Source organism: Microbacterium sp. BK668 (genome assembly GCF_004362195.1).
Classification (GTDB): Bacteria; Actinomycetota; Actinomycetes; order Actinomycetales; family Microbacteriaceae; genus Microbacterium.
On sequence record NZ_SNWG01000003.1, the window covers coordinates 99,328 to 121,838 of the forward strand.

Sequence of the window (22,511 nt, forward strand, 5' to 3'; positions counted from 1 at the left end):
TTGAGAATAGCGAAAGAATCCGAGTTCTTGAGCACTGAGAGCCTCGAAACCTCGCGCGGATGGTCGCAAAGTGGAAGAGAGCACAGCAGCGCACCAGACGTCCAGGAGGAACCCCGACATGGCTCTCGCCGACATCTTCACCCGCCCCGCGACTCACGCCTCCGCCGCACAGCCGGCCTCCACCCCGCGGACCTTCGGCGCTCGCCCGCAGATGGCGGGCGAGGGGATGCAGGCGCTGATCGAGTGGGTCGACGAGATCGCCGCCCTCACGCAGCCGGACGCCGTCCACTGGGTCGACGGCTCGCGCGCCGAGAACGAGGCGCTGCTGCGCGAGCAGGTCGACGAGGGCAAGCTCATCAAGCTCAACCCCGAGTGGCGGCCCGGCTCCTACCTCGCCCGCTCGCACCCGAGCGACGTCGCGCGCACCGAGGGCCGCACCTTCATCGCGTCCGAGAACGAAGAGGACGCGGGTCCCACCAACAACTGGATCGCGCCGAGCGAGATCCGCGGCATCCTCACCCCCCTCTTCCGCGGCAGCATGCGCGGACGCACGATGTACGTCGTGCCGTTCTCGATGGGTCCGGTCGGCGGCCCTCTCTCGCACATCGGCGTCCAGGTCACCGACAGCGCCTACGCCGTCACCTCCATCGGGATCATGACGCGAGTGGGGGCATCGGTGCTGCGCGAGATCGCCGCCGGAGCGCACTGGGTCAAGACGGTGCACTCGGTCGGCGCGCCGCTCGCGCCGGGCGAGCAGGATGTCGCGTGGCCGTGCAACGACGAGAAGTACATCGTCCACTTCCCCGACACGCTCGAGGTCTGGTCGTTCGGCTCCGGGTACGGCGGGAACGCCATCCTCGCGAAGAAGTGCTTCGCGCTGCGCATCGCCTCCGTCCTCGGCCGCGAGGAGGGCTGGCTCGCCGAGCACATGCTCCTCATCCGCGTCATCGACCCGCAGGGCAAGGCGTACCACATCGCGGCCGCCTTCCCGTCGGCGTGCGGCAAGACGAACCTCGCCATGCTGCGGCCGACGATTCCGGGATGGCGCGTCGAGACGCTCGGCGACGACATCGCGTGGCTCCGTCCCGGCGACGACGGGCGCCTGTGGGCGATCAACCCCGAGGCCGGATTCTTCGGCGTCGCTCCGGGCACGGGCGAGTCGACCAACGTCACGGCGGTCGAGACGCTGTGGGGCAACACCATCTTCACGAACGTCGCCCTCCGTCCCGACGGTGATGTGTGGTGGGAGGGGCTCACCGACGAGCCGCCAGCTCAGCTCACCGACTGGGAGGGCAACCCCTGGACGCCCGCCTCGGGGCGGCCGGCCGCGCACCCGAACTCGCGCTTCACGGTGAGTGCGGCGCAGTGCCCGCAGATCGCGGACGACTGGGACGCGCCGCAGGGCGTGCCGCTCGACGCCATCCTCTTCGGCGGCCGCCGCGCGACGAACGTGCCGCTCGTGGTCGAGGCGACGGACTGGACGCACGGCGTCTTCCTCGGCTCGAACATCTCGTCGGAGCGGACGGCGGCGGCCGAAGGCACGGTGGGCGAACTGCGCCGCGATCCTTTCGCGATGCTCCCGTTCTGCGGCTACAACATGGCCGACTACTTCGGCCACTGGCTTCAGGTGGGACAGAAGCTCCGCTTCGACCGGGCGCCGCGCATCTTCCAGGTCAACTGGTTCCGCAAGGGCTCCGACGGCCGCTTCCTGTGGCCGGGCTTCGGCGACAACTCGCGCGTCATCGACTGGATCATCCGCCGTATCGAGGGCGAGGTCCCGGCCGTCGACAGCCCGGTCGGGCGCCTTCCCCGTCCGGAGGACCTCAACCTCGAGGGCACCGAGGTCACGTCCGACGACCTGTCCGAGCTCTTCGCGATCGACCCCGTCTCGTGGGGCCGCGAGGCGGACCTGACGGAGGAGTTCTACGCGGAGTTCGGCGGCCGCGTGCCGGCCGCGCTGCAGGCGGAGCTCGCGGCGCTGCGCTACCGCCTCAAGGTCGCGCAGGGCTCCTGACCTGATTCACGGATGCCTCGGCCCGGCCTGTGCAGCGGGCCGAGGCATCCGTCGTCCGGTCGTCAGGAGGACGGCCCGCGGCCGGTCTTCTGCTGCAGGCGCTCGACGTGCTCGGAGGCCTCGGCCTTCGTGATGTCGGCGGGGATGGTCTCGCCCGCTTCGCGCGCGAGGGTGTCGAGGTAGCTGCGCTGAGGTGCCGTGATGGGCTCGTCGCCGGTGACCCACTCCGATGGGTCCTTGACCGCCGGATCGTCGGCCGGCGCGGTCGCGCCGAGCACCTCGTCCGATGCCTCGGGCGCCGCGCCGCTTCCTGCGTCCTGGTCGGGAACGCCCTGCTTGTTCTGCTGATCGCTCATGCCGTCGACGCTAGGTGGAGGGTCGGACAGAAGGCGCGGGGTTGACAGGCCGCGGCATCCGTCGCCCGCCGGTCATCGCGCGAAGCCGGCCGCCGCTGCTAGCTTCCGAGCATGGCACTCGCACGGTTCTCGCCGCCGGGCGGCATCGACGACTCGGGCGGCGACCCGGAATTCCTGGGACGCTGGGACGAGCTGGTGAGCGGGCTCATCGCCGCGAGCACCGAGCTCAGCGGGCGAGGCGCGTACGTGAACCCCGCGCTCGGCGAGATTCCTCGCGAGCGACAGCGGGCCCTCACCTGGACGGGCCTGTCGCGGCCACTGCTCGTCGAGCACCGCGACCATCGGCGCGCGGCGTACGCGGCCGCCGAGGACCGGGCGGTGCAGATCGAGTACCTCGAGTGGCACGTCGAGCGCCGGGACGGGAAGATCTCGGCCGTCACGTTCACGTGCGAGACACCGGAGTACTGGCGGCTGCTCGCCGAGATCCACCCCGACGTGGTGCTCGAGCGGTACCGGCAGCTCGTGTCGCCCGACGTCCGGCGGGAGGAGCTGTATCCCGGCGGCGAGTACGACCCCGGCAACCGGTGGAACACCACCGACGGGGCCGTCCACTACGTCATGCCCATCAACTCCATGCGAGACCTGCTGGGGGTCTCGCAGGAGATCGAGCCGTCGCAGCACGCGGACGACGGGTACGACGCCCTGCCGTACTCCCGCAAGACCGGAGCGGATGCGCGGATCGACTTCGACCTCTGGGCGATGTCGCGACAGGGGCTGCGCATCGCCACCGACGACCCGCCGGGGATATCGATGATCGGCTGGGACGACTCGGGCTGGACGCGGCCCGACGGACGCCCGGTCGGCGACTACTGGACGATCGTCCGGGGCGTTCGCGGTGCCGCCCTTCGCGTCGTCTATCGCGTTCCCGCGAGCGAAGGATTCGTGGTGGGCGATCTCTCGATCGGTGGCCGGCCCGTCGAGTTCGGCGCGCAGATCGCCGAGCACATCACCGTGGCCGCCCACGTCGTCGCGGGAGGGCGGTCATGAGCGGAGGAGCGGAGGCGCTCGCGGGGCTCGGCGCTTCCCCCGTGGCGCGCCTCTCGGGGATCACGCTGCCGGAGCCGCCGTCGGCCGAGCGCGCGTCGTCGGGACTGCTCGGCGACGGCGAGCCCGATGTCCCGACGACGACGGATGCCTCGGCCGAGCCGCTCTTCGATGCGGCGGCCGCGTCCGACATCCAGGGCAACGTCATCCCGGGGTTCAACAAGGACCACCAGCGGTTCCTCTTCTTCACGGCGACCGACGTCGACCGCGCCCGCGCGTGGCTGCGCCAGCTGGCGGGCCGACTGTCGAGCATGCAGGAGGTGCTCGACTTCCGGCGGGAGTTCCGCCGGGAGCGGCTGGCGTCGGGAAGCGGTGAGCCGACGAGAACCGCGACGTGGACGGCGTTCGCGCTGTCGGGGTCGGCGGTGCGCAGGCTGCTCGGCGAGGATGCGCTTCGGCAGATGGGCGACCAGGCGTTCCGGCAGGGGATGGCGGCCCGGTCGACGTACCTCGGCGATCCCGCCGACCCCGGGGTGCCCGGGCACCGGGAAGGCTGGCGCGTCGGCGCACCGGGCGCTGAGCCCGAGTTCCTCGTGATCGTCGCGTCGGACGCCGCCGCGGACCTCGAGGACGCGGCATCCGATCTCATCCTCGAAGCCACCGGACACGGCGTCGCCCTCGTGTTCGACCAGCCCGGCGAGAACCTCCCCGGCAATCTCGCGGGGCACGAGCATTTCGGCTTCAAGGACGGCGTATCGCAGCCGGGCATCCGCGGCACGACGGCCGATGGCGAGCACGTGAGCCCGCGGTACCTCGACCCCCGTCACCCGCACTCCCGGATCTTCGGCAAGCCGGGGCAGCCGCTCGTGTGGCCCGGTCAGTTCGTCGCGGGCTGGCCCCGGCAGAGCCCGGCCGACCCGGTCGCGCCGGACGGGAGTGCCGACGCGTTCCCCGCCTGGGCGCGCAACGGCTCGTACCTCGTCTTCCGCCGGCTCACGCAGGACGTGCTCGCCTTCTGGGACTTCGTCGGCCGCGCCGCACGGGCCCACGGCACCGACCCCGTCCGGTTCGCCTCGATGCTCGTCGGCCGCTGGCCGAGCGGGGCGCCGGTCTCGCGAACCGCCGACAGCGACGACCTGGCCCTCGCCGGCGACGAGTTCGCCCACAATCACTTCCAGTTCGACGACGACACCAGGCAATGGATGCCGAGTCCCGCCCTCGCCGAGGCGGGCTACTCCGGCGACAGCCACCCTCGCGCGCGGTCGGACCTCTTCGGGCAGGTGTGCCCGCTGGCCGGTCACATCCGCAAGATGAACCCGCGGGACGGCGGCACGGACTTCGGCGCGCCGGCGGACACGTTCCTGCGCCTGCTGCTCCGCCGCGGCATCCCCTTCGGACCCCCGCTGGCGGGCGTCGACGATCCGTCGGCGGAGCTCGTCGAGACCGAGCGCGGCCTGCTGTTCGCCGCCTACATGACCTCGATCGAGGATCAGTTCGAGTTCGTCGTGCGGCGGTGGGCGAACTCGCCCGTGCAGCCGAACGTCGGCGGCCACGACCCGATCATCGGTCAGGCGGACGTGTACGGCGACCGCACGCGGCATGTCGAGGTGCCGACGAGTGCGGGCGAGATGCGCCGGGTGGAGATCCCCTCCGAGTTCGTGACGGTGACCGGCGGCGGCTACTTCTTCGCGCCCGGCATCTCGGCGGTGCGGGACGTGCTCGGCGCGTCCCCACCCGGCTGACCGTCACGGGTAACGTGTGGGGACAACGTCGAAGGAGCTGCCATGTCGTCCCCCCACGATCACGTTCCGGCGCCCGATGAGCCGACGGTTCCCGAGCTCGAAGAGGACGAGACCGTCGCGCCGCGCCCCGAGGAGGAGATCGCCGACCGCCTGCGGGCGAAGCCCGATACCGCCGACCACACCCGGCACGGCTGACCCGCGGCAGCGGCGTCCGGGGGCGGTGTTGCCCGCTGGTCGGCGTCAGACCAGGAGCTGGTGTCGCGCGAGGTCGCGATACAGCGGCGTCGTCTCGACGAGCTCCGAGTGCGTGCCCTGACCCACGACCCGGCCGTGGTCCATCACGACGATGTGGTCGCTGTCGACGACGGTCGACAGGCGGTGCGCGATCACCACGAGGGTCCGCCCCGAGGCGACGGCGTCGATCGCATCGCGCATCCGCTGCTCGTTGAGCCCGTCGAGTGACGACGTGGACTCGTCCAGCAGCAGGATCGGCGGAGCCAGGAGCAGGGCCCGGGCGATCGCGAGACGCTGGCGCTCGCCGCCCGAGAGCATGACGCCGCTCTCGCCGACCGGCGCATCGACGCCGAGGGGACTGCGCTCGAGCACCTCGCCGAGATTGACCGCGCGCAGCACGCGCTCGCACTCCGCATCCGAGGCCTCGGGGGAGGCCAGCCGGAGGTTCTCGCCGATCGTGCCGGCGAGGGTCGGGGCATCCTGCTCGACGTAGCCGAGCTGGGCGCGCAGCGCCTCGCGGTCGAGCGTGCGGACGTCTTCGCCGCCGAGGAGCACGGCGCCCGACGTGGGGTCGTAGAACCGCTCGACGAGCGCGAGCGTCGTGCTCTTGCCCGCACCCGACGGACCGACGAGCGCGACGCGGGCGCCGCGCGGAACGGAGAACGACACACCCCGGAGGACGTCGGCCGACGAGTGCGTCTTCGGGGCCGCAGGCGCCTCGTCGCCCTCCGCGAGACGGCGGAGGTCGTCGGCGACGGACTTGTCGACGTGGGCGTCGTCCAGCGCGGCGAGCGCGGCGTCCTCGGCCCGGCGGCGCGCCGCGACAACGGCCTCCGGGTAGCGGAAGTGCACGTCGCGGAACTCGATCGCGGGCGTCGGGGAGGGGGCGGCGGCCTCGGGCTCGCGCGCGCGGACTGACGCCGCGATCGCGGCATCCTGCTGCGTCTCGGTCGGCAGGTCGAGGATCTCCTGGATCCGGCCCAGGGCTCCGAGCGCCTGGTTGACCGACGTGATCGCTCCGAAGAAGGTGCCGAGCGGGGCGATGAGGAGGAAGAGGAACATGACGAACGTCACCAGCGCCGCAATCGTGATGGCGCCCGAGGCGACGCGCAGACCGCCGACGCCGAGCACGACGAGGAGCGAGACCTGCAGTGCGATTCCCGCGACGGGGACGATGAGCGCCGACACCTTCGCGATGCGCACGCCCTGACCGTATGCTTCGCCGGCGAGTCCGGCGATCGCGACCTCCTCGCGGTCGCTGGCGCCCGAGGCGCGCACCGTGCGGATCGACCCGATCGCCCGCTCCACGCCGGAGGCCAGTTCGCCGACCCTCTCCTGCTGGTCCTTCGTCGCGCGGCGGATGCGTCCGCTGAGCAGTCCCACGACCGCGATCGACACGCCGATGACGACGACGATGAGCCCGAGGAGGACGGGGTCGATGAGGGCCATCGCGACGAGCGCGCCGACGAAGACGAGCGAGTTGCCCACGGCGTCGGCGAGCCCCTGAGTCAGCACGGCGTACAGGAGGGTCGTGTCGGTGCCGACGCGGGAGACGAGATCGCCCGTCCGGCGCGCGTCGAACTCGCTGATCGGGAGGTGCAGGATGCGCGAGATGAGCTTGCGGCGCGACGAGTAGACCACCGCGGTGCCCGTGCGCTGCAGGAGGTAGTGCTGATAGCCGGAGATGAGCGACGCGATGATGACGAGCGCGACGATGCCCCACACGAGCAGGCCGAGGGGCTCGCCGGCTTCGACGCGACCGATGAGCACTCCCACGAAGAGGGGCTGCGCAAGGGTGGCCGCGGCGGCGATGATGCTCAGGATCGCGACGACGATGAGCACTCGCTTGTGCTCGAAGAGGAAGGGAAGCAGCTGCGCGAGGCTCGCGCGCGGGCCCTCCTGAGGCGCGCGCCGGCCCCTCCGCGCTCGAGCGGGGGACGTCGTGGTGGACATGCGGGATCCCTGGGTTCTGATTCGGGAGCGGGCGAACGCCCTATCTTCGACCGTACTTCTTGTGGACAGCCTGCTTGCTCACGCCGAGGGCATCGGCGATCGCGAGCCACGAATAGCCCTGCCCGCGCGCCCGGCGCACCTGTTCCGCCTCGGCTCGTGCGAGGTCGGCGTGGAGCTCCCGCAGCCGGCGCAGCTCGGGAAGCGGGTCGCCGCCCTGTGCTGCGCCGATGGCGGTGCGGATGTCGTCGCTCATGTGCGTCAACCTTAGTTGACGGGTCGGGATGCTGTCAACTTCGGTTGACGGGTGGTCCCGCGCGCGTCGCGTCGGCGGCGCCGGGCGCCGCCGTTCGGGACCCGACCGGCGGCGACCGGGACGGGAGCCGAATCTCACGCCAATTTCGTATGCAATCTCGTCACGCCCGCTAATCTGGGTGAGGGCACCGGCGGCCGGCTCCCGTCGAGTCGCCGCTGGAAGTAGCGAAGGGAATCGGGGGATGACCGACACCGTCGTCGTGCAGCTGGACGAGGACCCGTCCTCGCGCGGTGACCTCACGCGGCAGATCCGCGAGGCGATCCTGGGGGCGGAGTTCGCTCCGCACCAGCGTCTGATCGAGGCCGATCTCAGCGAGCGCTACGACGCATCCCGCGCGGCGGTCCGTACGGCACTGCTGAACCTCGCCAACGAGGGGCTCGTCGAGCGCGTGCCGAATCGCGGAGCGCGGGTGCGGGCGATCAGCGTCGACGAGGCCGTCGAGATCGTCGAGGTGCGGATCGGGCTCGAGACGCTGTGCGCGCGCAAAGCGGCGGAGCACCTGACGGATGCCGATGCCGACGGTCTGCGGACGCTTCGCGACGACATCGGGGCCGCCGTGGCATCCGGGAATCTCGTCGAGTACTCGCGGCTGAATCAGGAGCTCGACCGGCGCATCCGAGTGCTGTCTCGTCACGCCACGGCGACGCAGCTGCTCGAGCGGCTGCGGGCGCAGTCGGCGCGCCACCAGTTCCGCCTGGCCTTCCATCCCGGCCGCGCCGCGCAGTCGGCGCCCGAGCACATCGCGATCATCGACGCGATCCTGTCGCGGGATCCGGATGCCGCGGAGGCCGCGACGCGCGCCCACCTGACCGGCATCGTCGACGTGCTGCGCGGGATGGACTGACCTCCGCCGGCTCCCGCAGGGGGCGGCCCTCGACCCTTCGACAAGCTCAGGGGCGGGAGGACGGCGGAAGGGGCGGCCCGCTGTGCGGACCGCCCCTTCGTCGTAGCCGGGGTCAGCCCCAGTTCTCGGCGGGAGCGTAGCCCCGGCCGTTGTACTTCTGCACCTGCACGGTGGAGACGGCCGGCTGACCGTCCTCGGTGGTGTTGACGCTGGAGCCTTCGAGCATGAGCGGCGCGACGTAGTCGCTGACCGCTCGCAACTCCTCCATGAAGTTCGCTCGGGTCGGCTCGGTCATGTTCTGGAACACCTGGTCGAGCGTCGCGCCGACCTGGTACGACCACACGCAGTGCGGGAACGCCGGGGTTTCGGGGTAGTTCGCGTACTCCTTGAGCTCCTCGAGGAACGTGGCGCCCTCCTCGCTCTCGGCGAAGGTCGGAGCGGCCGCGGACTGGGCGAAGGCGACGGTGTAGACGCCGGGGAACGCCGACGCGCCTCCGGGCTCGAGGATCGCGGTCGGGCTCGAGGTGTTCGAGGGGAGGAACCAGCTCGGCAGCCAGCCGAGCTCCTGCGTCTTCTGCAGCGAGGAGATGACGAGGGGCGTGATCGACATGGCGTTGAAGAACACGTCGGCATCCGACCCCGCCAGCTCCGTCAGCTGCGCGTCCACGTTCGTGTCGGTCGCCTCGTAGGTGAGCTCCTTGACGATCTCGATGTTGTCGGCGCCCTCGATGGCTCGCTTGAAGCCCTCGACGTAGCCCTCGCCGTAGTCGTCGTTCTGGGAGAGGATCGCGACCTTGTGCGGGTCGCTGGAGGAGGCGAGAAGCTCGCCGAACGCCTCGCCCTCGTTCTGGTAGATGGGCACGAAGCCGAGCGACCAGGGGCTCTCCTCCTGGCTGGAGAAGATCGGGTCGCCCGTCATGATGAGCGCCTGCGGCACCTCGTCGGCGATGGCCGCCTCCCGCCACGCGCGGTTGGTGGGTGTTCCCAGGCCGGCGGTCATGGCGAAGACGCTGTCCTTCAGCTGGTCGAAGTTCGCGGCGGCCTTCTGCGGGTCGTACCCGTCGTCGAGCGACTCGATCTCGACCTGGCGTGTCTTGCCGTCGCCGAACTCCACGCCGCCGTCGGCGTTCTTGGCCCCGAAGTACGCGGTGATGCCGGCGACCGTGCAGGTGCCGGGTCCCGCCGTCGCGCCCGAGAGCGGCGTGGTGATGCCGAGCGTGATCGTGTCGTCGGTGATGCCGGGGCTCGCCGCGGCCGCGCCTCCGCTCTCGCTGGGGCTCCCGCTGTCTCCGCCGCGGGCGCATCCGGCTGCGAGCAGGGCGACGATGCCCACGCCCGCGACGACCGACACGGCCCGCATCGTGGTGCGGTGAGTGATCATGTGTCTTGCCTTCTCTCTGACTCTGTTGGTGGGTGGGTGGATACGTCTGCGCCGTCCGGCGCGCCGGTCGAGGGGACGCCCGCGGTGGATGCCGCGGCCCGCGCCGCCGCCGCGCCGCCGCCGGAGCGTCCGTGGCGTCGCCGCCGCCACAGGCGCGGGAGCGAGACGAGGCCTCCCGGCAGGACGAAGAGCACGAGCAGCAGGATCGCTCCCTGCAGGACCGCGGTGAGTCCCGGGTCGATGAGGTTGGTCAGCTGCGGGGTGAGGACGTAGTACGCGCCCCCGAGCAGCGACCCGAGGATGCTGCCGGCGCCGCCGATGACCATCGAGGCGACCAGGGTGATCGAGTGGCCGAAGCTCAGGGTCTCGGGGGACGTGTACTGGATGACGACCATGTAGAGGAAGCCGCTCACACCGCCCAGGAGCGAGGCGACGGTGAACGCGAGCACCTTGTAGCGGTAGGGCGAGATCCCCATGGATGCCGCGACCGCCTCGTTGCCCTTGACGATGGCGAACGCGCGCCCGTACTTGCCGCGCACGAGGTTGCGGGTGAGCAGGAACGCGATCCCGCCGATGAGCAGCACGATGTAGAGCTGCCACTGGTCGTCGTAGAGTCCGGTCCACTCGGGCGCGTCGGAGAACCGGGCCGAGACGCCCTGCGAACCGCCGGTGACGTCGGAGAGGCGCTTGGCCAGCGGCACCCCCACGATGGGGAGGGCGATCGTGACCATCGCGATCGCGAGGCCGCCGAGCCGTGCAGCCGCGAGGGCGACGAGCAGGCCCGCCACCGCGGGGATGAGGCACGCCAGCACGAACACGAGGGCGATGTTCCAGTCCTGCTGCACCCCGTACGCCGTGACGTAGGCGCCGAGTCCGAGGAAGAAGATCTGGCCCAGCGAGACCTGCCCCGTGTACCCCATCACGACGTTGAGTCCGAGGACCGCCACCGCGAAGACCCCGATGCGCGCGATCGTCGTGTTGGCGAACTCGGGAAGGATGAGGGGCAGGACGATCGCGAGCGCGACGATCAGCAGGATCCCGACCCAGCGGACCCAGGGCGTGCGGAGGAACGCGGTTGCGGTGGCCATCAGACGCGCACCACCGTCTTGCGCCCGAACAGGCCCTGCGGTCTCACGATGAGGACGACGAACAGCAGGAGGAACGGCACGGCGATCCGGAGGTCGTAGCCGATGAACGGCACGTACACCGCCGCCAGATTCTCCAGCACCCCGATCAGCCACGCCGCGATCACGACGCCGATGGGGCTGGTGAGCCCGCCGATGATGACGGCGGCGAGGGCGTAGACCAGGGCGCCGTCCATCATGCCCGGGGTGAGGGTCAGCTGCGGGGCCACCAGAGCCCCCGCGACAGCGCCGAGCGCGGCGGCCAGGCCCCAGCCGACCATGAGGAGCCGCCCGACCGGCATGCCGGAGAACGCCGCGGACTGCGGGTTGATCGCGACGGCGCGCAGGGCGAGCCCGAGCTTGGTGCCCAGGAACAGCAGCTGCAGCAAGCCCATGATCGCGACGATCACGATGATCGTGCCGAGCGAACGGAGACTGATCACCGCGCCGGCGATGGTGATGGTCTCGAGGGGGAACAGCGACGGGAAGAGCTCGTTGTTGTACGACCAGATCCACGCGCAGATCCCCGTGATGAGGGTCAGCAGGCCGATCGTCACGACGACCGCGGTGTCGGGATCTCCGCCCTCGAACTTGCGGATGAGGAAGCGCTCGACGAACGCGCCGATGCCGAACGACACCACGATCGAGATGAGGATCGCGAGGATGAGGGGAACGCTCCACTGCGTCAGCTGCCACGCGATGTAGGCCGACAGCACGGCCATCCCACCCTGGGCGAAGTTGATCAGTCCCGTCGCCTGGTTGACGAGCACGATCGCCAGCGCCAGCGCGGCGTAGATCGAGCCGGTCGAGAGGCCGTCGATGACGAGCTGGATGAAGGTCCCCACCGGTCAGCCTCCCAGGTACGCGCGGCGGATCTCGTCCATGCCCTTGAGCTCCGCCGAAGAGCCCGTCAGCGCATTGCGGCCGGTCTCGAGCACGGTCGCGGTGTCGACGAGCGTGAACGCGAGGTTGGCGTTCTGCTCGACGACGACCATCGCGATGCCCGACTCCACGCGCAGGCGCCGGATGGAGTCGTAGACCGTCTTCGCGGTGCTCGGCGCGAGTCCCAGGGATGCCTCGTCCAGCAGCAGCAGCCGGGGCTTGGCCATGAACGCCCGCGCCACCGCCAGCATCTGCTGCTCGCCGCCCGAGAGCGCCGACGCGTTGGATTTGATCCGCTCCTGCAGCTGCGGGAAGAGGTCGAGACAGTAGTCGATGTCGGACTGGACGCCCTTGCGGTCCTTCCGCTTGTAGGCGCCGACGCGGAGGTTCTCACGCACGGTCAGATCGCCGAGTGTCCCGCGCCCCTCGGGGACGTGCGCGATGCCCAGCGCCGCGACCTGATCGGGGCGGAGCCCGCGGATGTCCTTGCCGTCGAAGACGATCGAGCCGCCTGCGCGCACGGTGCCGCTGATCGCCCGCAGCGTCGTCGTCTTACCGGCTCCGTTCGCGCCGAGGATGCCGACCGCGCCGCCGTCCGGCACGCTGAGCGAGACGGCGTCGAGCACCTGCACCGGCCCGTAGAACGCCGTCACCTCCGTCAGCTCAAGCAGCGTCATCCGCGGCATCCTTCCCGATGTACGCCTCGATCACGCGCTTGTCGGACTGCGCCTGCGCGGCGGTGCCCTCCATCAGCTTGCGGCCGTGGTCGAGCACGACCACCCGGTCGGTCAGAGCGGCGATCAGACCCATGTGATGCTCGACGATGACGACCGTGATGTCGTCCTCGGCACGCAGGCGCCGGACCGTCTGGATGAGGTGCTCGACCTCGGTGTGCGGGAGGCCCGCTGCCGGCTCGTCGAGGAGGAGCAGACGGGGCTTCATCAGCAGCGCACGGCACAGCTCGATGCCCTTGTGCAGCCCATGCGAGAGCTCGTCCGCGGGGATATCGGCCGCCCAGCCCAGGCCGTTGCGCTCCAGCAGAGCGAGCGCCTCCGAGCGCAGGACCCGCTCCGACCGGCCCGTGCGCGGCAGCCGGAGAGACCATTCGCCCGGTCCGCCGGGAAGGCGCGTGTGGGCACCCAGGAGCACGTTCTCGAGCACGGTCGCCTCCAGCTGAAGGGCGGGGTGCTGGAAGGTGCGGGCCAGGCCGTGCTTGGCGAGCGTCGCCGGGTGCGAGCCGCTGACCTCCGTGCCGTCGATCGTGATCGACCCCGACGTCGGCTTGTAGTGACCGCTGATGCAGTTGAACAGCGACGTCTTGCCCGCGCCGTTCGGTCCGACGAGCCCGAAGATCTGCCCCGGCTCGACCCCGAACGACACATCCTGCAGCACCTTGATGCCACCGAATTGAAGGCTCACGTCCTTCAGTGTCAGCTGAGCGGCCATGCTCACCCTTCGCGTCGTCGCGGCGTCTGGCTCGGGCACGGGTCGGGTCGACAGGACGACCTGTCCCCGTGCAAGGGACGGTACGGATTCGCGCTCAGATTGTCAACGATTTTGGCGTGATTTCCGCCCGCGTGTCCGAATCGTGACCGGTCGAGCCCGACCCCGCGCCGCCATCGGCGGCAGTGCCATCGATGGTCGTCGCGATGAGCCGCGGTAGCGGCATCCCTTCCGTTGAACAGAAGGGCGGGCACCATCCACCGGCGCGGCTTCGTAGCGTGTCGTCCATCACCCGACAGGAAGGCCGACGATGACGTCCGAATCTCTCGCTCAGGCGATCGCCCGCGCGGGCAGCCCCGTGGAGCTGCTGCGCAACCAGAACTGGCCCGCCTTCACGTTCCCCGTGGCGCCGGAATTCACGAACTGGCGGGACGAGCAGCGGGCCTGGAACACGAGCGTCGCGCTCATGGACCAGTCGCACCACATGACGCAGCTGTTCCTGCACGGCGGCGATCTGCTGCCGATGCTCGAGTCGATCTCGCCGAACACCTTCGGCACCTTCCGCCCCGGCGTCGCGAAGCAGCTGATCTCGGTGAACAAGGACGGCTTCCTGATCGGCGACGGCATCCTGTTCTACAACTCCGAGGGGCCGGAGGGCCTCGTGCTCATCGGGCACCACATCCTCATCGACTGGGTGCGCTTCAACGCCGAGAAGGCCCAGGCGGCCGGCAAGGACGTCCACCACCGCCTCGAGGCCAACTCGCACATGCGCCAGGGGCCGCCCACGTTCTACCGGTACGAGCTGCAGGGACCGCGCGCGAACGAGGTGATGCAGAAGCTCTTCGGCGGGCCGGTTCCCGAGGTCAAGTTCTTCCACATCGCCGACTTCACGATCGCCGGGCGCGGCGTCAAGGCGCTGCGGCACGGGATGGCCGGACAGCCGGGCTTCGAGTTCTTCGGGCCCTGGGACGACAACGAGGTGGTGCTGGATGCGATCCTCGACGCGGGGGAGGAGTTCGGCATCCGGCGCGTGGGGGCGAAGGCCTACTCGGCGACCCCGCTCGAGTCGGGATGGGTGCCGACACCCTTCCCCGCCATCTTCGACGACGACTTCGCCGAGTACCGCGAGTGGCTGCCCGCGGCGCGGGCAGGGTCGATCGGCGGTTCGCTGTACTCCGACGACATCCACGACTACTACATGACGCCGTACGACATCGGGTTGGGCCGTTCGGTGCGCTTCGACCACGACTTCCACGGCCGGGCAGCGCTCGAGCGTCATGCCGAGGACCAGAAGCGCCGCAAGGTCACGCTCCTGTGGAACGCGGAGGATGTCGCGGCCGTCGTCCGATCCCAGCTCGAGCCGGGAACGCCGGCGAAGTTCCTCGACTTCCCGAAGGCGCGCTACGGCCTCTACCAGATGGACGAGGTCCTCCAGAGCGACCGTCGCGTGGGCATCTCGACGGACGCCGGCTACGTCGCCTACGACCAGCTGTACATGTCGCTCGCGACCCTCGACACCGGGATCGCCGACGGCGAGGAGGTCGAGATCGTCTGGGGCGAGAGTCCCATCTCGAGGAAGGACTCGGTCGACGCCGACCATCGCCAGGTGCGCATCCGGGCGACGGTCGCACCGGCGCCCTTCCACGAGTGGGCGAGGACGGTGTATCGCGCAGACGCCTTCGTTCCGGCCTGAGCGCAGGTCGGCGGACTCGGGCCGGGGTTCCGCTGAACGGAATCGGGTCTAGCATGGCGCGCACGAGGGAGGTCGGGCGATGGCGCGCGCGTCGGACGGCGAGTCGGTCCTGCACAAGCATCTGCGGGTGCTGCAGGCCTTCGACGCGCTGCGCCCCTTCCTGACGCTGACGCAGATCGCGGATGCCTCGGGCCTGGCCCTGTCCACGGCCCATCGGCTCGTCGCCGAGCTCGAGCGCGAGGGGCTGCTGGAGCGCATGCCGGATCGCACCTACCGGCTCGGAGTGCGCCTGTGGGAGTTCGCCTCACGCACGCCCGGCGCCCTGGGCCTTCGCGAGCTCGCCCGCCCGTGGCTCGGGGCGGTGCACTCCCGCGTGCGCCAGCACACGCAGCTGGGCGTGCTGAGCGGTCGCGACGTGCTCTTCATCGAACGGATGTCGACACGCGACGCCGTGCTGAACCTCACCCTCATCGGCGGCCGGACTCCCCTCCCGGTGAGCTCGAGCGGGCTCGTGCTGCTCGCGCACGCGGCTCCGGGGCTGATCGACGAGGTGATGGCGGCAGGCTGGCCCGCGTACACGCCGGAGACGATCCGCCCCGACGCGCTTCGCGACCGGCTGCGTCATGTGCGCGCGGACGGCTTCGCCGTGACCGACGGCCAGATCCACCCCGAGTCGCGGGGGATCGCGGTGCCGGTGCTCGGACCCCACGGAGCCGTGTATGCCGCGATCGGCGTCGTCGTCGCCAACGACGGCACGTCCGCCCAGCCGGCGATCGAGCTCCTGACGATGGCGGCCGCGGGCATCACTCGGGCGCTCGAGGAGGCGTATCTTCCCGACGGCGCGGATGCGACCCACGACGGCGCCCGCGGCCTGCGGGCCCTGGTGAGCACCTCGCAGCGGTCGCTCGACTACTTCGCCTCCCTCGACGCGGCGCCGTGGCCGACGAGTGGAGGCTGAGGTGAGCATCCGATGACGGCGATCGCCATCCTCGGCCTCGGCGAGGCGGGGCGTCTCTACGCCCGCGGGCTCCTGGGATCGGGCGCGGACGTCCGCGGCTACGACCCGCACCACAGGCTGGGCGACCCGGACGTCCGCCAGTTCGACGACCTCGGCGCGACGCTGGCGGGGGCCGACGTCGTGGTGAGCCTCGTCGGCGGCGGGGCCGCGGCATCCGTCGCCCGAGACGCCCTGCCGCTCGTGGATGCCTCGGCCGTCTACGCCGACTTCAACACCGCGGCGCCCGAGCTCAAGCACGACATCGCCGCGCTCGCCGCGGACAGGGGCGTCGCGATGGCCGACGTCGCCGTGCTCGCTCCCGTGCCGCGAGCCGCGCACCGCACACCGCTGCTCGCGAGCGGTCCGGGGGCGGATGCGCTCGTCGTGCGCCTCGCGCCGTTCGGCGTTCCGATCACCGTCGTGGGCGCACGGGCGGGCGAGGCGGCGCAGCTGCGACTCCTGCGCAGCGTCTTCATGAAGGGCCTCGCCGCGCTCGTGATCGAGGCCGACAACGCTGCCCGCGCCCTCGGCGCCGAGGAGTGGCTCCGCGGCCAGATGGCGGGCGAGTTCGGCGCGGACGGACCGGCGCTGATCGAGCGGCTCCTCGCGGGGACGCACCAGCACGCGGTGCGGCGCGAGCACGAGGTGCGCGATGCGCTGGCCGCGCTGGAGGCGACGGGACAGCCGGCCGACATGACCCGTGCGACGCTCGCCTGGTTCCAGCGGATCGTCGCGGCGCGGGACGAATCCGCATAAGGGGCGCGCGCCGGCCGGACCGGTGCTCTTCGCGGGGCGTTCACCTGGCGCATCCTGCCGTCGCGGCGTCCGTCATGCGACGGATCGCGCCGAGTGAACGGATGCCGGAGCCCGCGATCGAACGGCGCCGCACGATAGCGCTCCTCCGCCGGCGGCACAACAAGAAGCCGCACTGGGCGGGAAAGCCGTTGCCCGTCCGTGCGCTTCTCTGCGATCGTCGCGGTCTCCGCAACGCACGCGGACGATCACAACGCGAAGGAGCGTCGATGAAATCAGGGTTCGCACGGGTGGCAGCGGTGTCGATCGGCATCGCGGCAGCCCTCGTCGTCGCGGCGGGCGCCGTTCCGGCCTCGGCTGCTCCACCGTCCAAAGGCGGCACGCCGACACTCACGCAGGCGCAGTGCGCCTCTCTCGCCGACCTCTCCATACCCGCGAAGGACATCGGCTTGCCGACGCAGGGCGCCGACATCGACACCGCGGTCTGGGATGGCGCGGGCGGCTACTGCGCCGTCACGGGGTGGATCCGCGCCCTCAGCGCACCGCAGGACATGCAGTTCCGGGTGAACCTCCCGGCCGCGTGGAACAAGCGGACCCTGCAGTTCGGAGGCGGCGGCTTCGACGGCTCGCTCGTGACGGCGACCGGCCTGTACACCGCTCAGCCCGCCGGCTCTCCGACCGCGCTGTCGCAGGGCTGGGTGACTCTCGGCTCGGACGGCGGGCACCAGGGCGCTGCGGGCTTCGATGGCCGTTTCCAGCTCGACGAGGAGCTGTTCCTCAACTACGGGCAGTGGTCGGTGAAGAAGGCGCACGATGCCGCGTACGCCGTGATCGATGCCGCGTACGGGACGGACCCCGCCTGGTCGTACTTCATCGGCGGCTCGCAGGGCGGTCACGAGGCGCTGGATGCGGCCGCGCGCTATCCGAAGGACTACGACGGCATCATCGCCAACTACCCCGCCTACAACGTGACGATGATGCACGTCGGCGCGGTGAACTTCCGCGACGCCCTGCTCCTCGAGGGTGGCGCCGGACACCTGAACTCGGCGGAGACCGCGACCATCACCAGCGCGGTCTACGCCACGTGCGACGCCCTGGACGGGGTGACCGACGGCCTCATCAGCAACGTCAAGGGCTGCAACGCGGCCTTCGACGTAGAGACGCTCGCGTGCCCGCCCGGGGTCGATCCCGCCGTCGTCGACACGTGCCTCTCCCCGGTCGAGATCGAGGCGGCGGTGAAGATCACGACGGACTACGACCTCGGCATCGACATCGAGGGCAACTCGATCTTCGCCAGGAGCGCGCTGTTCGAGGGCGCGCTCTACCAGGGATTCGCCGGCTTCGGCATAGGGCCGCTGTCGCAGGGGCTGCAGTTCCAGGTGTTCGAGGCGACGATGCGCTACGGCGTCGCGGGCGACCCGCCCGGGTTCGATCCGTACACGGTGGACCCCCTGGACTACGCCGACCGGGTGCAGGAAGTGGGCGAGATCATGGACGTCACCGACGTCTCGCTCAACCGGTTCCGGGCGCACGGCGGGAAAGTCATCATGACCCACGGCACGATCGACGACTTCATCACCCCGCACAACACCGAGCTCTACTACGCCTCCCTGCAGGACGAGTTCGGAAAGCGCCTCAGCTCGTTCCTGCGGTTCTACGAGGTGCCCGGGTGGGGCCACGGGCAGGGCCGCTTCGTCGCGCAGTACGACGGTCTGAGTGCCATCGTGAACTGGGTCGAGAACGGCGTCGCGCCCTCGGGCCTCGTCGCCAGTGACGGAAACCCGGGTGCGAACCGCACCCGGCCGATGTGCGAGTACCCCTCGTGGCCGCAGTACAAGGGGTCCGGCTCCGTCGATCAGGCGAGCTCGTACGCCTGCGTGACGGGCTGACGCGAGAGTCGGGCAGACAGGGGGGCTCGGCGCGGGGAGGCGCCGGGCCCCTCGATCGTCACCGGCTCGACACGGGCGACGGAGCGTCCGCGTCGAGCGACGCGAGGTAGTCCAGCGACCTGCGCGAGCCGTTGACGAGTGCGCGCACGCCGATGGGCGGCCTGCCGTCGGATCCTGCGGGAGGCTGCGCCGCGCGGAGCGCGCGGGCGATGCCGGCGGCCGCGACGGTGAGGAGCTCAACGAACGGCTGCGGCGACGAGCCGTCGTTGGCGACGACCACGCCGACGGCGGCCTCCACTTCGCCGTGCGGGCCGACGATCGGCACCGCGATGCCCCTCGTCTCGAGGTGGATGTGGCCGTCGGTCACCGCGAATCCGTCCGCGCGGACCCGTCGCAGGCGCGCGCGCAGGTCGGCGCCGTCGCGGATCGTGGCCGACGTGAAGCGCGGCCAGCCCCCGTCGATGACCTCCGCGACCACGCCGGCCCCGGCGTGCGCGAGCAGGACGAGCCCGCTCGAGCTCACCGCGAGCGGCGTGCGTCCTCCGATGACCGTGGCGTTCAGCACGGCGTCGCGCGTCGACATCCGTTCGATGAAGAGCACGTCGCGGCCGCTCCGGACGGCGAGCTGCGTGTGCTGGCGGACCCGCACGTGAACGGCCTCGAGCCACGGGCGCGCGAGCTCGCGGAGCCCCACGGCGCCTGGCGTGCGTGCGGCGAACTCCCAGAGCCGGATGCCCAGCCGGTAGGTCCGCTCCGGAGTCCGCTCGAGGAGTCCTTCGCGCTCCAGTTCGGCGACCAGGCGATGGGTCGTCGACGTCGGCAGCCCCGTCAGCTCCGCGATCTCGCTCAGCGTCAGGAAGGGTCGCAGGATGTCGAACGCCTGCAGCACGCGGAGATGCTTGTGCAGGACGGACTCGCCGTCGGACCCGCGTGCCATCGCGGACCTCCCTCGAGGGGCGGATGCGCGGCATCCGCCCCTCGTCGTGACTCAGTTCTTCCGGTAGTTCTCTCGGGCGAAGGTCGAGTAGGGCGCGGGGTAGACCGTCGCGCGGATCTCGACCTGGCGATGCGGCTCGACCGCGGGCTTGGCCGAGTTGGGCTCCTCGCCCCACACGACCGTGACCTCTGTTCCGGGCTCCGCGTACGCGGCATCCAGCGAGGCGAGTGACGCGAACACCTGCTCCCCGGTGATGTAGCCGGCGTCGTGCGAGATGCCGACCGTCTGCCCGCCGGCCAGCACGCGATCGACCTGGTACACGCCGTAGCGCGCCTTCGGGAAGTCGATGTACTTCGCCGGCGTGCCGGGCTCGTACAGCGACCGCTGGGCAGCCGCGACATCCTCGGGGTTCCAGACGAGCGTGACCTTCTGCCGCTGCTCGCGGGCGGCGTGCTGCTCGAGCGCGGCGCGGCCGATGAAGTCGTGGTCGAAGGCGACGCTGCGTCCGTAGCCGAGGTCGTAGGGCGTGAGGTAGTAGTCCTCGATCTCCTCCGACGCGAAGCTGCCCGCGAGGGAGCCGATCCGGCCCGCCGGGAGCCACGCGAGGTACTCGGCGGACCCTTGGCCGGTGAAGATCGCGGGGAGAGGCGAGGGCACCCACGCGGACTCGAGGTTGGCCGAGGAGTACGCCTTGGCGCCGACGAGCACGAGGCCGAACTCCTCCCCGGCGCGCACGATCGCCTCGCGGACGCGCTCACCCTCGGCCCACGGTCCGAACAGCTCGAAGCCGGGCTGCCCGGCCATCCCGTGCCGCAGCGATCGCACCTCCACGCCGTCGATCGTGAACGTCGCCATGTGGAAGAACTTCGTCGGCGGCACGGGGCCGCCCGTGAGCTTCTCCATGAGCGCGAGCGCGTGCGGCCCCTGCACCTCGTAGCGGTACAGCCGCGGCGGCACGCCCGGCTCGCGCATGAGCGAGTTCGCGTCGCGCTCGAAAGTGACGTCGTACCCGCCCGTCTCGCCGAGGAACTGCACCCAGTCCAGCACCATGAACCAGCCGACGAGGTCGAAGACGTCCTCCTCGAGGTGGAAGAGGATCGCGTCGCCGATGAGATATCCCTCGTGGTTGACCGCGACGAACTGCTTCGCACGGTCCACGCCGAAGCTCTCGAAAGAGTTCACGCCCGTGTCGCGGAGCAGCCGCAGCGCGTCGGGACCCGAGATGAAGAGGTCGGTCATGTGATGCGACTGATCGAGCAGTGCGACCGTCCTGCGCCACGACAGCTGCTCCGAGCGCCAGTTGGTGAACTCCGGCGTCACGGGGAAGATCGTCGGCCGTGCCTGTGCGTTGCGCAGCAGCTCGACGACGCTTCCGGCCCGCGCGATCGCCTCCGCAGCCGACTCGGCCATCAGACCGCCCCCGACGAGCGCCACCCGCCGTGATACTCCAGACGGGCCGTCTCGGCATACGGGACCGGGCTCACGATCGCGCGGACGGCGATCTGCTCGTGCGGCTCGACGGTGGTCTTGCGCGAGCCGCCGTCCGGCTCGCCCCACACGACGCGCACCTCGGTGCCGAGCTCGATCTCGCGGTCGACCGTCGCGAGCGACAGACCGCGCTTCTCGTTGGCGGTGACGCCGGTGAACAGCGAGAGCCCGACGGTGCTGCCGTCGGCGTCGATGACGGCGTCGTAGTTCGACGACCCGTAGTTGGCGTTCGGAAGGTCGAAGAACTGGTAGCCGGGGCCTTCGCGGTCGATGACGCTCGTGAGGATCCTGCCGAGATCCTCGTCGTCCCACGCGAGGGTGACCTTCTTGCGCTGCGTCTCGGGATCGACCTGCTCGAGCGCCTCTCGGCCGATGAAGTCGTGGTCGAACTTCACGAACGAGCCGTAGCCGAGCTCCCACGGGGTGAGGTAGTAGTCCTCGATGTTCCCCGACACGAACGACCCCGCGAGGGCGTTGATCGCCTCGTAGCTGTTCGCGGGCAGCCACTCGCGGTACGCGCGCTCGCCCTCGCTGGAGTAGATCGCGGGGAGCGGCGAGGGGATCCAGCCCGACTCGAGCGTGTTCGACGAGTAGGCGCGCGAGCCGCACGGCTCGATGCCGAACTCGCGCCCGGCCTCGAGGATCGCGTCGCGGATCCTGCCGTGCTGCTCGTACGGACCCCACAGCTCGAGCCCCGGAGCGCCCGCCATCCCATGGCGGAGGGTTCGCACCTGCTCTCCGGCGATCTCGAGATGACCCATGTGGAAGAACCTGACCTGCTCGACGGGGCCGCCGGCGAGCTTCTCGATGATGGGCCACGCATTGGGTCCCTGGATCTGGAAGCGGTAGTACTCGCGGTGCACCGCCTGGCCGTAGGGGCGGGAGGGGGAGCGGTCGTCGTAGCGGAACTCGACGTCGTAGCCGCCCGTCTCGGCGTGGAACTGCAGCCAGTTCGCCGCGGGCGCCCGGCCGACGTACACGAAGTCGTTCTCCGCCTCGTGGAAGAGGATGCCGTCACCGATCACGCCGCCGTTCGACGCGGTCGGCACGAACTGCTTCGCGGTGTCGACGGGGAAGTTCGCGAAGCTGTTGATCCCCGTCTCCCGCAGCAGCCGCAGGGCGTCGGGGCCCGAGACGAAGAAGTTCACCATGTGATGGGTCTGGTCGTACAGCACGGCCGTCTCGCGCCACGCCTTCTGCTCTCGGCGCCAGTTGGTGAACTCGGCGGGCACGACGGGGTAGATGTAGGTGCCCAGCTGCGAGTCCCGCAGCATCGTGACGATGTCGCCCTTCTCGTCCAGCAGCTCCTGCAGGTTGCGTGCCATGACGGCCCTCGACTTCCTTGTCCATTGCGGGTGGTGTGTCCGGCATCGTAAACGGGGTGCATACCTACATGAAGAGGGATCGCCGGTCGCCAAGATTGT

At 70.6% G+C, this 22,511-nt stretch carries 20 protein-coding genes; 9 read left to right on the forward strand and 11 right to left on the reverse strand.

Features of this window, described 5'->3' with window-relative positions; translation table 11 throughout:
* Nucleotides 1-118 precede the first annotated feature (118 nt).
* Nucleotides 119-2,014 carry a phosphoenolpyruvate carboxykinase (GTP) gene (locus EV279_RS15895; protein ID WP_133545766.1) on the forward strand — a complete coding sequence of 632 codons (1,896 nt, stop codon included), beginning with the start codon at nucleotides 119-121 and terminating at the stop codon, nucleotides 2,012-2,014.
* A 62-nt stretch (nucleotides 2,015-2,076) separates the two neighbouring features.
* Here the strand turns inward: EV279_RS15895 and EV279_RS15900 are convergent, their stop codons facing one another.
* Entirely contained in the window at nucleotides 2,077-2,370 is a 294-nt protein-coding gene (locus tag EV279_RS15900; protein WP_133545768.1) for a DUF3072 domain-containing protein, read from the reverse strand.
* Nucleotides 2,371-2,481: 111 nt separating this feature from the next.
* On the opposite strand from EV279_RS15900, the gene EV279_RS15905 reads away from it, so the two are divergent.
* From EV279_RS15905 to EV279_RS16885, 3 genes are read left to right on the forward strand one after another with little or no spacing between them, the layout of a single operon-like run.
* Nucleotides 2,482-3,417, forward strand: a complete 936-nt coding sequence (locus tag EV279_RS15905) for a hypothetical protein (RefSeq protein ID WP_133545770.1) — start codon at nucleotides 2,482-2,484, stop codon at nucleotides 3,415-3,417.
* Nucleotides 3,414-5,156 (forward strand): Dyp-type peroxidase, encoded by a 1,743-nt coding sequence (locus tag EV279_RS15910; RefSeq protein WP_133545772.1) that lies wholly within the window; start codon nucleotides 3,414-3,416, stop codon nucleotides 5,154-5,156. Before EV279_RS15905 ends, EV279_RS15910 begins: the two co-directional genes overlap by 4 nt.
* Nucleotides 5,157-5,198: 42 nt before the next feature.
* Nucleotides 5,199-5,351: a hypothetical protein gene (locus EV279_RS16885; RefSeq protein ID WP_166644544.1), complete on the forward strand. Its 153-nt coding sequence runs from the start codon at nucleotides 5,199-5,201 to the stop codon at nucleotides 5,349-5,351.
* A 45-nt stretch (nucleotides 5,352-5,396) separates the two neighbouring features.
* Here the strand turns inward: EV279_RS16885 and EV279_RS15915 are convergent, their stop codons facing one another.
* Entirely contained in the window at nucleotides 5,397-7,343 is a 1,947-nt protein-coding gene (locus tag EV279_RS15915; protein WP_133545774.1) for an ABC transporter ATP-binding protein, read from the reverse strand.
* Nucleotides 7,344-7,383: 40 nt separating this feature from the next.
* Nucleotides 7,384-7,596 carry an AsnC family protein gene (locus tag EV279_RS15920; protein ID WP_133545776.1) on the reverse strand — a complete coding sequence of 71 codons (213 nt, stop codon included), beginning with the start codon at nucleotides 7,594-7,596 and terminating at the stop codon, nucleotides 7,384-7,386.
* A 241-nt stretch (nucleotides 7,597-7,837) separates the two neighbouring features.
* Between EV279_RS15920 and EV279_RS15925 the strand changes: the two genes are divergently transcribed.
* Nucleotides 7,838-8,500 carry a GntR family transcriptional regulator gene (locus tag EV279_RS15925; protein WP_133545778.1) on the forward strand — a complete coding sequence of 221 codons (663 nt, stop codon included), beginning with the start codon at nucleotides 7,838-7,840 and terminating at the stop codon, nucleotides 8,498-8,500.
* A 112-nt stretch (nucleotides 8,501-8,612) separates the two neighbouring features.
* On the opposite strand, the gene EV279_RS15930 is transcribed toward EV279_RS15925, so the two are convergent.
* Genes EV279_RS15930 through EV279_RS15950 form a run of 5 tightly spaced genes read right to left on the reverse strand, consistent with a single transcriptional unit; the run spans nucleotide 8,613 to nucleotide 13,333 of the window.
* Complete coding sequence (locus EV279_RS15930; RefSeq protein WP_243728655.1) at nucleotides 8,613-9,881, reverse strand: ABC transporter substrate-binding protein; 1,269 nt, start codon at nucleotides 9,879-9,881, stop codon at nucleotides 8,613-8,615.
* On the reverse strand, nucleotides 9,878-10,969 hold the full coding sequence (locus tag EV279_RS15935) for a branched-chain amino acid ABC transporter permease (protein ID WP_133545780.1): 1,092 nt from the start codon (nucleotides 10,967-10,969) through the stop codon (nucleotides 9,878-9,880). The genes EV279_RS15930 and EV279_RS15935 overlap by 4 nt, the downstream gene beginning before the upstream one ends.
* Nucleotides 10,969-11,850 (reverse strand): branched-chain amino acid ABC transporter permease, encoded by an 882-nt coding sequence (locus tag EV279_RS15940; protein ID WP_133545782.1) that lies wholly within the window; start codon nucleotides 11,848-11,850, stop codon nucleotides 10,969-10,971. The genes EV279_RS15935 and EV279_RS15940 overlap by 1 nt, the downstream gene beginning before the upstream one ends.
* Before the next feature lie 3 nt (nucleotides 11,851-11,853).
* Nucleotides 11,854-12,564: an ABC transporter ATP-binding protein gene (locus EV279_RS15945; protein WP_133545784.1), complete on the reverse strand. Its 711-nt coding sequence runs from the start codon at nucleotides 12,562-12,564 to the stop codon at nucleotides 11,854-11,856.
* Nucleotides 12,551-13,333 (reverse strand): ABC transporter ATP-binding protein, encoded by a 783-nt coding sequence (locus EV279_RS15950; RefSeq protein WP_133545786.1) that lies wholly within the window; start codon nucleotides 13,331-13,333, stop codon nucleotides 12,551-12,553. The genes EV279_RS15945 and EV279_RS15950 overlap by 14 nt, the downstream gene beginning before the upstream one ends.
* 307 nt (nucleotides 13,334-13,640) lie before the next feature.
* On the opposite strand from EV279_RS15950, the gene EV279_RS15955 reads away from it, so the two are divergent.
* The 4 genes from EV279_RS15955 to EV279_RS15970 all read left to right on the forward strand — a co-directional run bounded on the left by EV279_RS15955 (nucleotide 13,641) and on the right by EV279_RS15970 (nucleotide 18,662).
* Nucleotides 13,641-15,023 (forward strand): aminomethyltransferase family protein, encoded by a 1,383-nt coding sequence (locus tag EV279_RS15955; protein WP_133545788.1) that lies wholly within the window; start codon nucleotides 13,641-13,643, stop codon nucleotides 15,021-15,023.
* Nucleotides 15,024-15,102: 79 nt separating this feature from the next.
* A complete protein-coding gene (locus tag EV279_RS15960; RefSeq protein WP_133545790.1) occupies nucleotides 15,103-15,981 on the forward strand; it encodes an IclR family transcriptional regulator in 879 nt (292 codons plus the stop codon).
* Nucleotides 15,982-15,993: 12 nt separating this feature from the next.
* Entirely contained in the window at nucleotides 15,994-16,776 is a 783-nt protein-coding gene (locus tag EV279_RS15965; RefSeq protein ID WP_133545792.1) for a DUF1932 domain-containing protein, read from the forward strand.
* Between the two features lie 266 nt (nucleotides 16,777-17,042).
* Nucleotides 17,043-18,662 (forward strand): tannase/feruloyl esterase family alpha/beta hydrolase, encoded by a 1,620-nt coding sequence (locus EV279_RS15970; RefSeq protein ID WP_166644547.1) that lies wholly within the window; start codon nucleotides 17,043-17,045, stop codon nucleotides 18,660-18,662.
* A gap of 58 nt (nucleotides 18,663-18,720) precedes the next feature.
* On the opposite strand, the gene EV279_RS15975 is transcribed toward EV279_RS15970, so the two are convergent.
* The 3 genes from EV279_RS15975 to EV279_RS15985 are packed head-to-tail and all read right to left on the reverse strand — an operon-like array spanning nucleotide 18,721 to nucleotide 22,412.
* Complete coding sequence (locus EV279_RS15975; protein WP_133545796.1) at nucleotides 18,721-19,599, reverse strand: IclR family transcriptional regulator; 879 nt, start codon at nucleotides 19,597-19,599, stop codon at nucleotides 18,721-18,723.
* A 51-nt stretch (nucleotides 19,600-19,650) separates the two neighbouring features.
* The gene (locus tag EV279_RS15980; RefSeq protein WP_243728656.1) at nucleotides 19,651-21,033 is read right to left on the reverse strand and encodes an aminomethyl transferase family protein; all 1,383 of its coding nucleotides are present in this window, start codon (nucleotides 21,031-21,033) and stop codon (nucleotides 19,651-19,653) included.
* Nucleotides 21,009-22,412 carry an aminomethyltransferase family protein gene (locus EV279_RS15985; RefSeq protein ID WP_133545798.1) on the reverse strand — a complete coding sequence of 468 codons (1,404 nt, stop codon included), beginning with the start codon at nucleotides 22,410-22,412 and terminating at the stop codon, nucleotides 21,009-21,011. Before EV279_RS15985 ends, EV279_RS15980 begins: the two co-directional genes overlap by 25 nt.
* Between the last annotated feature and the right edge of the window lie 99 nt (nucleotides 22,413-22,511).